The sequence below is a fragment of the Pseudomonas sp. LB3P31 genome (genome assembly GCF_054897945.1).
This window is the reverse complement of sequence record NZ_CM142710.1, coordinates 3,091,026-3,104,355: the sequence shown is the minus strand read 5'-3', so window position 1 is coordinate 3,104,355 and position 13,330 is coordinate 3,091,026. Positions and strand designations below refer to the sequence as shown.

Annotated in this window: 14 protein-coding genes; 11 read left to right on the top strand and 3 right to left on the bottom strand. The window is 55.1% G+C overall.

Annotated features, from left to right (window positions below):
- The first annotated feature begins 197 nt into the window (after positions 1 to 197).
- A complete protein-coding gene (locus tag ACYZTK_RS14065) occupies positions 198 to 1,484 on the top strand; it encodes an OprD family porin (protein ID WP_462010448.1) in 1,287 nt (428 codons plus the stop codon).
- Between the two features lie 205 nt (positions 1,485 to 1,689).
- Here the strand turns inward: ACYZTK_RS14065 and ACYZTK_RS14060 are convergent, their stop codons facing one another.
- Entirely contained in the window at positions 1,690 to 2,847 is a 1,158-nt protein-coding gene (locus ACYZTK_RS14060) for an ATP-binding protein (protein ID WP_462010447.1), read from the bottom strand.
- A gap of 251 nt (positions 2,848 to 3,098) precedes the next feature.
- On the opposite strand from ACYZTK_RS14060, the gene ACYZTK_RS14055 reads away from it, so the two are divergent.
- Both ACYZTK_RS14055 and ACYZTK_RS14050 read left to right on the top strand, forming a co-directional pair.
- Positions 3,099 to 3,320, top strand: a complete 222-nt coding sequence (locus ACYZTK_RS14055; RefSeq protein WP_462010446.1) for a tautomerase family protein — start codon at positions 3,099 to 3,101, stop codon at positions 3,318 to 3,320.
- 128 nt (positions 3,321 to 3,448) lie between these two features.
- The gene (locus tag ACYZTK_RS14050) at positions 3,449 to 4,159 is read left to right on the top strand and encodes an SDR family NAD(P)-dependent oxidoreductase (protein ID WP_462010445.1); all 711 of its coding nucleotides are present in this window, start codon (positions 3,449 to 3,451) and stop codon (positions 4,157 to 4,159) included.
- Positions 4,160 to 4,272: 113 nt separating this feature from the next.
- Here ACYZTK_RS14050 and ACYZTK_RS14045 read toward each other — a convergent pair whose 3' ends face one another.
- Positions 4,273 to 4,569 (bottom strand): DUF6124 family protein, encoded by a 297-nt coding sequence (locus tag ACYZTK_RS14045; RefSeq protein ID WP_462010444.1) that lies wholly within the window; start codon positions 4,567 to 4,569, stop codon positions 4,273 to 4,275.
- An 866-nt stretch (positions 4,570 to 5,435) separates the two neighbouring features.
- Here ACYZTK_RS14045 and ACYZTK_RS14040 point away from each other — a divergent pair.
- The gene (locus ACYZTK_RS14040; protein WP_462010443.1) at positions 5,436 to 5,837 is read left to right on the top strand and encodes a type II toxin-antitoxin system HicB family antitoxin; all 402 of its coding nucleotides are present in this window, start codon (positions 5,436 to 5,438) and stop codon (positions 5,835 to 5,837) included.
- 512 nt (positions 5,838 to 6,349) lie between these two features.
- Here the strand turns inward: ACYZTK_RS14040 and ACYZTK_RS14035 are convergent.
- The gene (locus tag ACYZTK_RS14035; protein WP_462010442.1) at positions 6,350 to 6,610 is read right to left on the bottom strand and encodes a hypothetical protein; all 261 of its coding nucleotides are present in this window, start codon (positions 6,608 to 6,610) and stop codon (positions 6,350 to 6,352) included.
- Positions 6,611 to 7,268: 658 nt separating this feature from the next.
- Here ACYZTK_RS14035 and ACYZTK_RS14030 point away from each other — a divergent pair.
- From ACYZTK_RS14030 to ACYZTK_RS14000, 7 genes are all read left to right on the top strand, one after another.
- Entirely contained in the window at positions 7,269 to 8,717 is a 1,449-nt protein-coding gene (locus tag ACYZTK_RS14030) for a tyrosine-type recombinase/integrase (protein WP_462010441.1), read from the top strand.
- Positions 8,718 to 9,222: 505 nt separating this feature from the next.
- Positions 9,223 to 9,450: a helix-turn-helix transcriptional regulator gene (locus ACYZTK_RS14025; protein WP_462010440.1), complete on the top strand. Its 228-nt coding sequence runs from the start codon at positions 9,223 to 9,225 to the stop codon at positions 9,448 to 9,450.
- 3 nt (positions 9,451 to 9,453) lie between these two features.
- Positions 9,454 to 9,597 (top strand): hypothetical protein, encoded by a 144-nt coding sequence (locus ACYZTK_RS14020; protein ID WP_462010439.1) that lies wholly within the window; start codon positions 9,454 to 9,456, stop codon positions 9,595 to 9,597.
- Positions 9,594 to 9,986: a virulence-associated protein E gene (locus ACYZTK_RS14015; RefSeq protein ID WP_462010438.1), complete on the top strand. Its 393-nt coding sequence runs from the start codon at positions 9,594 to 9,596 to the stop codon at positions 9,984 to 9,986. The genes ACYZTK_RS14020 and ACYZTK_RS14015 overlap by 4 nt, the downstream gene beginning before the upstream one ends.
- Entirely contained in the window at positions 9,983 to 11,224 is a 1,242-nt protein-coding gene (locus ACYZTK_RS14010) for an AAA family ATPase (RefSeq protein ID WP_462010437.1), read from the top strand. The genes ACYZTK_RS14015 and ACYZTK_RS14010 overlap by 4 nt, the downstream gene beginning before the upstream one ends.
- A gap of 2 nt (positions 11,225 to 11,226) precedes the next feature.
- A complete protein-coding gene (locus tag ACYZTK_RS14005) occupies positions 11,227 to 12,003 on the top strand; it encodes a hypothetical protein (protein ID WP_462010436.1) in 777 nt (258 codons plus the stop codon).
- Positions 12,000 to 12,605, top strand: coding sequence for a hypothetical protein (locus ACYZTK_RS14000; RefSeq protein ID WP_462010435.1), 606 nt, complete (start codon positions 12,000 to 12,002; stop codon positions 12,603 to 12,605). The genes ACYZTK_RS14005 and ACYZTK_RS14000 overlap by 4 nt, the downstream gene beginning before the upstream one ends.
- Positions 12,606 to 13,330: the final 725 nt, after the last annotated feature.

The following is a 13,330-nucleotide window of genomic DNA, read 5'->3' as shown; positions in this document are numbered from 1 at the left end:
ATTGACACATAGTTATGGGCGCGGCTAGGATTCGCCCCAACGCCTGTGGCCAACCGCCATGACTGACAAAATAAAAAAAGGCCCGCCGCGATTCCTCGTGGGCGGGCCTTTTTGTTTTGCCTTGAAAAAAGAGCGCAATAGCGCCGTTTCAGCCGTCGGCACAGCGCGTATCAACCGGTAATAAGGAAAAAAATAAATTGTTGAATAAGCGAATCAGCCTGATCGCTCTGGGGATGTTGAGCGCTACACAGGCCATGGCTAACGACCAGGCGGAATCCAAGGGTTTTGTTGAAGACAGCAGCCTCAAAGTGCTGCTGCGCAATGCCTACATCAACCGTGACTACAAAGACGGCAACCCGGACAAAGCCGAGTGGGGCCAAGCGGCCATCGGCACTTTCTCGTCCGGCTTCACCCAAGGCACTATCGGTGTCGGCGTAGACGCCTTCGGTCTGTACGCACTGCGCCTGGACGGCGGCAAAGGCCGCAGCGGCGCCGGCGGTATCGACTTCTTTAAACAGGGCGACAGCGGCAACGCGGCGGATGACCTGTCCAAAGGCGGCGCAGCGGTCAAATTCCGTCTCTCCAGCACCACGCTGACCTACGGCGACCAGATGCCGGCCCTGCCGGTGTTGAACTACGACAACTCGCGCCTGCTGCCGGAAAGCTACACCGGCACCCTGATCACCTCCAAAGAGATCAAGGGCCTGGAGCTGAACGCCGGTCGTTTCACCGCTGAATCGCGCAAGAGCGCTGAAGGCCGTGACAGCGGTGGCCTGAAGTCGATCAACGTATTGGGCGGTAGCTACCAGTTCACCGAGCAATTCAAGGCTGCGGTCTACGCGTCCGACGTTGAAGACGTGTTGAAGAAGCAGTACCTCAACGCCAACTACGTGTTCCCGATCGACAAAGATCAGTCCCTGACCCTGGACTTCAACGGCTACCGCACCAAGCTGGACGATTCCTACGTCCGCGAAAGCGGCGCCACTGGCGACGACAACAAGATCTGGAGCCTGGCGGCCACCTTCGCCACCGGCCCACACTCGTTCACCCTCGCCCACCAGCGCAGCACCGGCGACAGCAACCTGGGCTATGCCTACGGCGGCTATCAGCGCGATCAAGGTCGTGTCGGCGACGGCGGCAACACCATCTACCTGGCGAACTCCTACTGGTCCGACTTCAACGCCGAAGACGAACGCAGCTGGCAGCTGGGCTACGGCCTCGACTTCGGCACCTTCGGCGTGCCAGGCCTGAGCTACAACTTCGCCTACGTGCGCGGCGACAACATCACCACTTCCACCAGCGAAGGCGGTACCGAGCGCGAAATCTTCAACCAGTTCAAATACGTCGTCCAAAGCGGCCCGGCCAAAGACCTCAGCGTGAAACTGCGCAGCTCGATCCTGCGGGTTTCGCAGAAGTCGAGCGAGTACAACGTCAGCGGCAACGAAGTGCGTGTGTTCGTGGATTACCCGATCAACATCTTCTGATGCGGATTTGAGTTTTTCTGCATGAAAAAAACCCCGACTGGTTCGGGGTTTTTTTATTTCTGATGTTTGTCTGGGAATTGTCATGTCGCCGAAATCGCATTTCGAGAACATGTCGTCCGCGACGACACGTTCCAATAACGTGTCGCAAAAAGTGGAAATTAGCGACACGTTGTTGGTTAAATTTTAACCAGGCTGTGCAGTTACTTCAGCTTGCGTCAAGTAACGCGCGTTCCTCCAGCCAAATCTCCTGAACGAACTGATCCGTAATCGCGTAGATACCATGCCCACGCCGCATGATTATGTTCTCCGCAACCAAGGCGATGACCACTGGCTGAATCTCTTCAACGCGCACTTCACGACCGACCGTCTTGGAATATTCGGCGGCGGCATCGGTAGAGAAAATTCCTCGGGCATCCCCTTCCGCAGAAGCAATCTTGTTGAAAATCGCCTGCGCCAGACTGCCCAGTTGCTCAACCTTCTCGAGTTCAATGTTGGCTGCCGCTGAGCGCAGTGTGCTTGCGATGACCGGCAGAAAAAGATCAGGATCGCCGTCTTGCTGCATAAGTTGCCTGAGCGCCTTGAGCATTTCCTCAGGCCGATTTCCCAAGGTATCAAATGCCTCGATGGCGACTCCGAGTGACGGTAATTTCTCCTTCTTCACTGTCATCGCGAGGCGGTGCAGCAAGTACTCGACGTAGTCGCCTTTCAGTACTGGATACGCTGCCGAAGTTGCGCCGGAAAATGCCTGGTTACGCTTCGCGGTCAGCTCACTGACTTGCGCTCTATGCGAGCCCGTGCCGATGAACAGAAAGTAACCAGGCGTATTCGGGCGAGGATTGATCGCGTCGCGAGCGGCTTTGAGGGCCAGAAGTAGTCGATTGCCGTCTTCGGAGGAAATGGCGTGTTGCACTTCGTCGATGATCAGCACCAAATCTGTTTTCGCTTGATCGACTACTTCACTCAGGGCCTGTGCAAGTGTCGGCCCGCCTGCGCTGCCAATGCTGTCGAGTTTGAAACCAAATTTGAATGGGCCAGCGCCGATGTCGCCACTGTTGACTCGTTTGAGCATTTGCAGCAGAGCAGAACCTGGAGTCTGCAGCTCTTCCAGGCGCTGGCGGATGGCGTCATGCACCAATGTTGCAGGGTTCGCCAGCGTATCACTCCATAAATCGACGTAGATAACCAGAGCACCTGCTTCTTCCAGCGCCGGGATGAGGTCGTTTCTCAGAAATGTCGTTTTACCGGTCCTGCGTAGTCCGGACAAAAACAAACCTGAGCGCAGACCTTCATCCAGTACACCAGGATTGAGAAGCTGGTTTGCCATCTGTTCAGCCAATTCGGGGCGCTGAAAAATGCTGCTCATGAAATTACCTCTTTTTATGGACTGGCCATAATTATTGGCCAGCCATAATTTAGCATAAAGACCGCAACGTGGGATTCGCCGGCATTTGGTTCATCAATAGGGTCGGTCCTGTCTCGAAAAATGCCCGGAATTCATTACCCCACGTAACTAATGAAGTTCCCGCTCCCATCTTTATCCCCACCACCCAACTCCCTACATTGAGCTCCAACACCTACCCATCATTCCGAAGGGCAGGTCACTGGAGATTCCTCATGCCTTTCGTCAGCGTTCGTATTACCCGCGATGGCGTTACCCCAGAGCAGAAAGCTCAGGTGATCGCCGAAATCACTGAAACCCTGGAGCGCGTTCTCAACAAACGTCCGGACCTGACCCACATCGTGATCGAAGAAGTCGACACCGATAACTGGGGCTACGCCGGCATGACCACCACTGCGTACCGAAAACAACTGGCGGAAGACGAGGGCAAGTCATGACCGCGTCGGTCACTGGTCCGGTTCGCAGTTGATCGAGTACTGAACAGTTTTTGCGAGAAATAGCCAAGGCCCCGTTGAAGCCTGATCACTTACTTCTTTAAACCATCATTTATTAGTAGAGGTTCATCATGAGCAATTCGAAAAAAGTCATCGTTATCACTGGCGGATCCCAAGGCCTCGGCGCCGGTATGGTTAAAGCCTTCCGTGATCTGGACTACCAGGTAGTCGCCACTTCGCGCTCGATTAAACCGTCCACCGATCCGGACATCCTGACCGTGGCCGGCGACATCGGCGAGCCTGAAGTCGCCCAGCAAGTCATCCGCGAAACCATCGCCCGGTTCGGCCGCATCGACACTCTGGTCAACAACGCCGGGATCTTCGTCGCCAAACCGTTCACCGCCTACACCGCTGAAGACTACGCCGCAGTACTGTCGGTGAACCTGAATGGCTTCTTCTACATCACCCAGCTCGCCATTGCCGAGATGGAAAAGCAGGGCAAAGGGCACGTGGTCAATATCACCACCAGCCTGGTGGATCACGCCATCGATGGAGTGCCATCGGTGCTGGCATCGTTGACCAAAGGCGGGCTGAATGCGGCGACCAAATCCCTCGCCATCGAGTACGCCAAGCGTGGGATTCGGGTGAATGCGGTGTCGCCTGGGATTATCAAGACACCGATGCATGGGGAGGAGACTCATGCAGCGATGGGGAGCCTGCACCCGATGGGGCATATGGGCGAGATCGACGATATCTCGCAGGCTGTGGTGTATCTGGATGGTGCCAAGTTTGTTACTGGCGAAATTTTGCATGTGGATGGTGGGCAGAGCGCTGGGCACTGAGGATTGGTGGTTCAGCTCGTTACAAAAAAAGCCCTCTTTTGAGGGCTTTGTTTTGCAGGGTCAGAAATCAATCCGACGCTTTCCTGCAGACATCACAGCCTCATCTCACGCGATCACGCGATCACGCGATCAAGCGGTTGAGCGATCGGGTCGAGTTGATCCAGCGCCCTGTTCACCGAGAGTTCTGCCAGCATAAGGATCTGGTGAACGCCCAGCAGGGAGTTGCGACTTGGCCCGGTTTCTCGGTCGGCAATATCCATGGTGATCACGCTGGCGGATGCCAAGGATTCGCTCACGGAGCCTAGTAGGGTTTGGACATCAACTGTCGGATTGACGGTGTACATCGTGGAGGGGGTACGCGGGGAGGCTTGGATATCTGTGTTCGGGGGATCGGGAGTGACCTTATCCATTTCAAAGTTCCAAATTGGGTGCCAATCCTTTCCACCGCTAAGTGGAAAGGGTGGCAGCTGCACGCAGGTTAGCGGACCGGGGAACTTCGCAAAGCCGGTGCGCCCGAAGGCGCCCTGCGTACAGCCACCATCAGACCGCAGGCATGGGGAACACCTGTGGGATGGATGCACGTGCAAACGAAATACCGCGAGCCGCTAAGCCCGACCACTGATGAGCAGTGGCAGGTCAACGATAGAGCCCGGGCAATAGCCGCACAAGCCGGCGGATTCTGGGGGAGGCGTAGGCAATGTCGCAAGGCTTTGTAGCTTTCAGGAAGTGACTTGTAATCCTATTAAACACGCAGTGCTACACAGGCAGTGCTGGGGATGGCTATGTCCCGCCTGTTTCAATGTTAATCAGCCGGTTGCGCATCTCTGATTGGTTTCTGGGAGTGGACAGAATGTGGACACCCCAAAACAACAAAGCATGGACGTTCCAAGGCTGGCCCGCTTTCACAAACCTACTTAGCCCTTCTAGGAGTGAAAAACCATTTCCTGCCTGCGGCCCAACGCCCGGCTGATTCGGCGCGCAGATTGCACCTGCTAGGGCGGTTGCACATAAAACGGATGCGAGGCCCGTCGGCGGGAGGGGGAAATGTGCATTCTCGCTCCCTCTTTCTTCGGACGTTTGGATCTGGCTGAGCAACGATACATAGTATTTTGAAGTCCGCCGGCCTCAAATGAGGCCGAACGAACCGCCTGGAGCCCTGCAGATGGGGCTTTCGGTGGATCGGTTCGGTAATAGTGACTGTCCTTACGCGGACGATTGCTCTGGCTCAACCGATTGAAAAGCGTATAGCACGCTTGCTACTCAAGGGAGTGCACTAATGAAATTTCCAGTCGTATTACATAAAGACGCTGATTCTGATTACGGGGTGACTATTCCCGACGTGCCTGGATGTTTTTCTTCCGGTAGCACCTTCTCGGAAGCACTCGAAAATGTCCAGGAAGCACTGGCGCTACATTTAGAAGGGATGGTCGCTGACGGCGATGCTCTACCCCAAGGAAAGGAAGTAGATGCTCACTTAGATAATCCAGATTATGAAGGTGGTGTCTGGGCGGTGGTCGATTTCGATCTAACTCCATATCTCGGTAAGTCAGTTAGATTTAACGCTTCTCTGCCTGAAAATCTGTTGTTACGTATCGATGAAAAAGTTAGCAAAGATCATCGCTACTCTTCTCGTTCAGGTTTTTTGGCCACTGCAGCGTTGCGAGAGCTTGCCGTCTAATTTGCAACTTTTTCGTTAAGGGTGCCTATGGCGCCTTTTTGCTGTTCGTATTCGAGTGTTCTCGTGATTGGAGCATGGAGTGAATGTATTCTTTTTCGAACCAAAAGCATTTGCCCCGATAGCCAGAACGTAAGTGCAGATGAATTTCGCTCGAGAGGTTGCATACATCAGAATGGCAGGTGGTAATTTCTTCGGAAGCAAAGGAAAAATTTTTAGCGATGTCGGTTTTTTCAAGCGCCGATGGTGGTGACGACGAAGCAAATTAATCAAGCAAGGCCTTTAGCTCAGCTCCTCACAGGGAACGATTGACGTTTTCTCCCCAAAGGCTCGTATGCACGATAAGCCGCTCCAACTTTGGCTGAAGCGGTTTTTCTGGATCAAAGTTCACCCCACCCTAATCAACCCCGCCAAACCCACTCGCCACCTGCGTAACAACAGGATTTCCGGCAGCGTCACCCTCCGCAAAGTTTGCCGCATTCAGTCCGGGGAGCTCAATGTGAGGTTTCCTTTAACTATTCATCCCAGACGATATCAGCTGCCTGAATGTACGGGCCCAGTTCGTTGGCTACCTCTTGACTCGTGCTTTGCTTAGGGTAAAACTCACCGTCAAACGATACTAAGAGCTTAGTGTCGTTTTGTAATATCTTAAAAATAATAGGGCTACCATTTGCGCCATAATTTCTGCCTATCGCCAGAACTCGGGCTGCTTGTTCGTTCGTAATTGTAAGCTGCGACTTTACAGTTTTCACAGTTCCTGAGAAATAATTTGCCATGTTATTTTCCTTGTGTAGTTATAAGCGTGTTTTCAAATGTGCAGACCATTGGGTGTGCACGTTGAGACTATCACGCTGTGTATGAATAAGTTCTCTGCGAAAAGTATTGTTGCAAATGCCGCGTAATGCAGAACTGGGAAAGGCAAGAAAAAGGGGAAGTCAGGGACTAGAAAGAAAAGAACAGAGAAATAGGATGATCTATTTTACGTTCGATGTCCCCGTATGAGCGGTAAGATTTTTTGTTTGTCTGGCGGGCACTTTCCGTAGTGGGCATCGGCGGACGGATGAGAAGACTACTTTGAGCTTGCCGGCCTCTTCGCGAGCAAGCCCGCTCCCACAGGTTCTGCTTCTACAGATGGATCTCTAAGGGCTCAGGGTGAGCGTAGAAAGTGAACACCCCAGAAACAACAAAGCCCCTGCATTTCTGCAGGGGCTTCGTTTTGTATGGTGCCGGCACCAGGAGTCGAACCCGGGACCTACTGATTACAAGCGGCTTGTCCCGGTGTTTTTTCAAGATTCAGCAAGTAACGAAAATCCGTAAGGCCCTATGTATAAAGGGTGTTTACCTTATTTCGTTGTTTCGTCTCGTTGCACGTTGTAGTCTTGAGTTACCTGAGAAGCTGTGACCAAAGCTGTGACCAAGACCGAGGCGCGACCAATGGCGAGCAACGCATCTAAGACTGTGAATGACCAGAAAGTGCGGGGTATGACTCCCGGCTGCTCACCTCTGGTCGAAAGCCTGCCGGGACGTGGCACCGGGGCACTGGTATTCAAGCGTGCGAACGAAAGCTCGCCCGCTTGCTACTACCGCTATCACCTGGGTGGCAAGCAAGTGCTGATCAAGCTAGGAGTGTATCGACGCACTGCTCGGGAGGTCGGCTTTACCTTGCCGGAACTGCGCGACCAAGCCGCGGCAATGGCGCAGATAGCTAAAGCTCACGGCGACGTTAAGGCGTACTTGGCACAGCAGGAAGCAGGCGTTGAAGCGGCACGTATCGAAAATGAGCACGCTGTCGAGGCTGCTCGCCTGAAAGCGGAGGAGGAAGCCCGAGAGCGCCAGCACCTAGCCGAAGTCGAAGCGTCCCGCGGCACCTTTGGAGAGCTGTTCCTCGACTACATCGAATCGCGCCGGGAGAAGGCTACTGCCGGCGTCGTCAAGGAACTAGAGCGGTTGTATCAGACCAATATGCTGGCCCCTCACGCCAGCATCATGGCGATGAAGGCGCGCGACATTCGCACTGACCACATTCTCGCCATACTTAATCCGATCTGGGATCGAGGTGCAAAGGTACAGGCTGATCGGATGCGTTCGTTCTTGTCGGCGGCATTCAATCATGGTCTGCGGGCCGAGAACGCGGTCGGCAGGTCGAGCGCCAAGAGCTACAGCCTAGAGAGCAACCCGGCCATGCTGGTAGAAGTCGAGAAGGTATCGGTCCCCGCTACGCGGGCGCTTTCGGATGCGGAGTTGAGCAAGTTCTGGGGAACAGTCGAAACCACTGATGGTGTCGGGCCGGTTATGGCGCTGTTGTTCAAGTTCGTCATTGCCACAGGCGGCCAGCGCATCTTCAACGTCTGCCAAACCACTTGGGATGACTACGATCTGGAAGCCGGCACCGTACGCCTGATACACCGTAAGGGGAGGGGAGGCCAAGCGATGAGCAGACCGCACATAGTTCCTTTGACTGAGCGGGCTGTCGCCATTCTGAGGTGTGTCAGAGAGATCAACGGCTGTCATCCCTGGCCGTGGACCACCACCGGAAAGCAGCACATCGTCGTCAGCAGCCCGCGCCATGCCATTGCTGACTGGCTGAAGTCAGAGCACGCAATTATAGATGGGAAGCAGACCTCCAGCTTCTCGCCGCGCGACTTGCGCCGCACCTGCGCCCAACTGATGCAGAGACACGGAATCAGCGATCAACTGTCCGACCTGCTGCAAGCGCATGGTCAGACTGGCGTAGCGAATATTCACTACCGAAATAGCCCCGAGGCGGCATTACCGGAAAAACGGCGTGCCATAGAGCTGTTCGAGCGTGCGCTTGCGAAGGCATTGAGGGAGCAGCAGACGGCTAAAGTGGTGCCGCTGTCGAGAAAAAGGAAGTTAAAGTGAAAAAAACAAAAATAATTTCTGGTGCATTTGGTATGACATGGGAAGGTATGGATAGATATGGTGAGCAGAGGCATTGTTGCAAATGAGTATCGTTCTCTAATGTGTACTTGAACGGTCCGCGCGCCTCGCTACTATGCGGCTACTGGCTAGACGTACAACACCCAGATGAAACGCCCTGCACGCTGTGGCGGGGGGTTACTGGTGGAATGCAGACAAAGAAAAGCCCTCGACACTGTGAATGCCGAGGGCTGATCTGGGGGGACGGGACAACGTCCTTCTGCAGACCGGCAAGGCCAGTACACTCCCCAAGGTAGAAGCTTTTCGACGGGCTTCAATATCTACAGGCAATGCTTGTAGATGCTGGGAGTTTAAGTCACCTGAATTTGGCGTCAATGCGAATTCGTACCGTCCGACCGACGTAGATCCTATGACCAGTCGTGCGGCACCGGTGACTTTCTTCCCAGCACCGAGGGGAATCCCATTCGTTTCGAAATGGATGCCCAAAATGAGTCAACAAAACAATCGCGTCAGTCCTTCTACTGCAACCCCCAATCTGCCGATTCCCGGCACTTTCGGCACCACCGCACAGCTCTGCACTCGCTACCAAGTCAGCCGCACGACCTGGTGGCGCTGGTCGCAGATGCCTGGCTTCCCACGTGCCGTACGCTTCGGTCGTTCGGTTCGCTGGCCGGTGGAGTCGATTGAAGCCTTCCTGACTCCGCAGGAGGCATAAACCATGCGTACCCAACAACCTGCGAATCAGCGCGGGCGGGCAGCGTTCGGCCTGAAGAAAGCCGCCGCCGACCTTATCCGCCATGAGCAAACCCTCGTAATCCTGCTGTCGCTGTCCACGTATGACGTGCCTGAGGTGTTGCAATGATGCCCGCCGACAAGCTGTTGTCGCGTCTCGACAAAGTTCGCGACGTGAAAATGGGCAAGTGGACGGCTTGCTGCCCGGCACATGATGACAAGACCCCCAGCATGAATATCACAGAGGTCGAAGACGGCAAGCTGTTGGTGAAGTGCTGGGCCGGCTGTTCGGTGACCGTGATCATGGCCTCCGTCGGGTTGGAGTTGCGCGACCTGTTCCCCGATAGCGACAGCAAGCCACGTCGAACCGGCCCGAGCCGAGCTGCAATCGAGCTTGAGCGCTTGGTCTGCGTCATCGCCCGTTCCCTAATTGACCAGGGCACGGAACTGACTGAAGTAGATCAGCGCCGCTTCAAACTGGCGCGTGAACGCTTGGCAAGCATGGAGTTGAAAGCATGAATGCGAAAACCAAAGATCTCTACCTCAACCAGTGGTCGGAGCTAGCACAGCGTCAGCAGCAGACCAGCACTCTCGACTTCCGTTTTGTAGCGGCATCCGATATGCCAATCAAGCCTGTTGCCTGGCTGGTTGAAAACTATATCGAAGAGGACGCGCTGACGGTGATGTACGGCCCTCCCGGTAAGGGGAAATCGTTCGTGGCCCTGGACTTGTCTTGCTGTATTGCTAGCGGCATCCCATTTCACGGCCATGCCGTGAAATCTGGAGTTGCAATTTACATCGCAGGGGAAGGTCACAACGGTATCGCTCGGCGCCTTCACGCATGGGCGCAGCATAACGACGTTGTCTTGCCGAAACTGCTGTACGTTTCGGAAGCCCCTACAGACCTCTCCAGCGCAACAAATTCTGCAAAAGTGGCAGAAGCGGTTAAGGTGATTGCGGAAGCTACTGGCGAAGCTCCCGTGCTGATTGTGATCGATACCATGGCACGTAATTTCGGAGGCGACGAAAACAGCGCAACAGACGTGGGGCAATTTATCCGCAACGTTGACGCACTGCGTCGGCACTGGAAGGCCACTGTATTGATTGTCCACCACAGCGGTAAGGATGGCGAGCGAGGCGCACGCGGATCGTCGGCACTGAAAGGTGCCGTAGATGCTGAATACGAAGTGAGTCGGAGCAACGAAGACGACCTGGTTCGACTGATCCCGCGCAAGATGAAGGATGCTGAAGAGCCGTCCTCACTTGCCTTCGAACTGGTCGGCGTATCAGTGCACGACGACTGTGGCAGCCTGATCAGCGGTGCCGCGCTGCGCCTGACTCAGTACACAGCATCAGCAGCGCCAGTGCTGGCAAAGTTGGGTAAGCAGCAAAAGGCTGCGCTGGAAATACTCGAGCAGATGCACGCGGAGATCGCCCAACGGTTGAATAGCCAGGGCCGGGAAGATCACCCGGTACTCATCACCCTTGACGCATGGAAAGCTAAGTGTGAAGAAGCCGGAATTCCTCGCCAGCGGTTTCACGATCTCAAATACACACTGACTGTTCGTCAACAAATCCGAATCGACGATACGCATGTATTTCTTGTCCGTCCTGTCCTGCCATCCTTGGAGGTGCCGTACCGGACGGACAGCCGAGCAACAGTAAATACCGGACAAGCCGGACGGGAACCGGACCAATATCGGACGCAGAACGGACAGCATGCCGAGTCGCTTGCAGTCGACTTTGAGGATATTTAACCGTGGCCGCCCTGGATTACCTTCTCCGGGCCGGCCTCACCGCCGAGCTCAACGGGGATAAACTTCGCCTGCGTCCCGCTGACCGCATCACCAATGCCGATCGACTCTATGTGCGCGAACACCGAGTCGAGCTCATTGCTGAGCTGAATGCGGCCAATGATCCAACACTTTGCTGGCTGCACCTGCTGGTGCTGGCCGGCGGGTACGTGGTGCAAGCTTGCGGCGATATCGACACCGCTATTACAAAACAGAAGGCTCATCAGCAGCACGGCGATACCTTGTTGGCTGTAGTTGCAGCCCCAGGCTTCGAGCGTCCGCTCTCCGAAGCGGAGATCGTCAAGGCCTTGACCGGCACACTCGCCACGTCATCGCCCACACCTGCACCTTCGAGCCTCTGGCTTCCCCGTGTCGCGCGTCTGCTCGGCACCCGTCCTGCCGTCCTGCTGGAAGGCGGTCACTTGGAGTCGCGTGACTTGACCGAGCTCATCGGTACGGATGCTGCGCTGGTGGCCGACGCGATCCGCACCAGCCTGGCCTGGGTCAACCGGCCGCAGCGGGTCGAGCAATCTGCCGAGGTCCATGCAGCTGAGGAAATTCAATCGCAGCACACCGTCCTCACTGCTGCTACGGCGTCAAATGCGTGGCGACAGGCTAACGCGGCATACATCAATCATCTGATGAGCTGCTGCGCCTGCCATGCGGCAACGAGCCGTTACTGTGAGGTTGGAGTCGATCTGCGCCAGCGTTATAACAGCACCCCGATGGAGGAGAGCGAATGAGCGATGCCTTGAAGGTAAATTTGTCCCAGGAGGAAACAGAGGAGCAGGTATTCGCGCGCAACTGCTTGACCCCTGAGAACCTGAGTGCAGCAATGCTTGTCAGCGGCAACCTGCTCGGCACGACGCTGGTCACCGATGTTGTCTATGAACTGAAGCGGCAGACGGCTGCAATTAACAGCGGCGACATGACCCGAGCAGAAGACATGCTGGTTGCGCAGGCGCACTCTCTGGACACTCTTTTCGCGCAGCTCGCGAGTCGGGCACTGAGGGCCAAGCACATGGAGGGACTGGAGTCCTATATGCGTCTCGCACTCAAGGCCCAGAACCAAGCCCGGGCTACCTTGCAAACACTGGGCGAACTCAAAACTCCCAAGCAGGTCGCTTTCGTGAAGCAGGCGAACATTGGCAATCAGGTCCAAGTCAACAACGGTATCCAAGAGAAGCCCGCGCGCACGCGGAAATCCAAAAAATCGCAGAACGAACTATTGGAGGTTGAGCATGGCGAATGGCTGGACACCCGAGCGACGGGCGCGGCAGGCGGAGCTGATCCGGCAATGGCGACCATGGGACCGAAGCACCGGACCACGCAGCACCGAGGGTAAAGCGGCTTCATCGCGCAATGCCTGGACTGGCGGGATGAGGCCGCTGCTGCGAGAACTGGCCGAAGAGCTGCGCGAGCAGGACAAGATTCGTCGCGAGATCCTGGATTGAGCGAAACGCCACGGATGGCGATTATCAGGTGCTTATCCGACCGAATTCATTGGCGCGTATCACTTTGAGTTGTCCCGACAAAGTGCAACGAAAAACATCTTTCCTAAGCCCAGAAATCAAGAACCGTCTGCTCCGTTTTGTACGATTCAGTGTTGCACGTGAGGTGCACCTAAAAAAACTACGACGGGGATACGACAGAGCCTCTGATGACGTCGCCCCTTGAGAGAAGTTGCGGTCAAATGAATGGGCAATCTGTAGGCAAAAATTGGCTTGATACTGACATCGTTTACACCTGCCCGGACCAATGCAGCGCCGTATTGCGAGACGTACAACCACACTCCCTTATGCACCCCATCCTGCGTAACTCCTCGCCGCAATCGTGGGGGACCGGACTTGAAGTGGTTCGATTTCACAACCAGTGAAGTGATTCCGTCAAAAGGAGATGAAGAAATCTGAAAGCTTTAGGCAAAAATTTTGATGATTTTCGGACCAATACACGCGCGCATTCGCGCGCGCTAAAAGGTCAATACCAGATCGTTTATCAAGTTAAAAATCCAACCGTCGCCATCTTTTTTTGGGTCGAATAACGCACTGGCGATTTAGCCCTTCGTTAGGA

What these genes read in the sequence shown, in the direction of transcription:
- ACYZTK_RS14010 (WP_462010437.1), top strand. Translation starts at nt 9,983, where the DNA reads ATGAATGCGAAAACCAAAGATCTCTACCTCAACCAGTGGTCGGAGCTA.
- ACYZTK_RS14050 (WP_462010445.1), top strand. Translation starts at nt 3,449, where the DNA reads ATGAGCAATTCGAAAAAAGTCATCGTTATCACTGGCGGATCCCAAGGC.
- ACYZTK_RS14025 (WP_462010440.1), top strand. Translation starts at nt 9,223, where the DNA reads ATGAGTCAACAAAACAATCGCGTCAGTCCTTCTACTGCAACCCCCAAT.
- ACYZTK_RS14035 (WP_462010442.1), bottom strand. Translation starts at nt 6,610, where the DNA reads ATGGCAAATTATTTCTCAGGAACTGTGAAAACTGTAAAGTCGCAGCTT.
- ACYZTK_RS14040 (WP_462010443.1), top strand. Translation starts at nt 5,436, where the DNA reads ATGAAATTTCCAGTCGTATTACATAAAGACGCTGATTCTGATTACGGG.
- ACYZTK_RS14000 (WP_462010435.1), top strand. Translation starts at nt 12,000, where the DNA reads ATGAGCGATGCCTTGAAGGTAAATTTGTCCCAGGAGGAAACAGAGGAG.
- ACYZTK_RS14030 (WP_462010441.1), top strand. Translation starts at nt 7,269, where the DNA reads ATGGCGAGCAACGCATCTAAGACTGTGAATGACCAGAAAGTGCGGGGT.
- ACYZTK_RS14045 (WP_462010444.1), bottom strand. Translation starts at nt 4,569, where the DNA reads ATGGATAAGGTCACTCCCGATCCCCCGAACACAGATATCCAAGCCTCC.
- ACYZTK_RS14020 (WP_462010439.1), top strand. Translation starts at nt 9,454, where the DNA reads ATGCGTACCCAACAACCTGCGAATCAGCGCGGGCGGGCAGCGTTCGGC.
- ACYZTK_RS14060 (WP_462010447.1), bottom strand. Translation starts at nt 2,847, where the DNA reads ATGAGCAGCATTTTTCAGCGCCCCGAATTGGCTGAACAGATGGCAAAC.
- ACYZTK_RS14015 (WP_462010438.1), top strand. Translation starts at nt 9,594, where the DNA reads ATGATGCCCGCCGACAAGCTGTTGTCGCGTCTCGACAAAGTTCGCGAC.
- ACYZTK_RS14055 (WP_462010446.1), top strand. Translation starts at nt 3,099, where the DNA reads ATGCCTTTCGTCAGCGTTCGTATTACCCGCGATGGCGTTACCCCAGAG.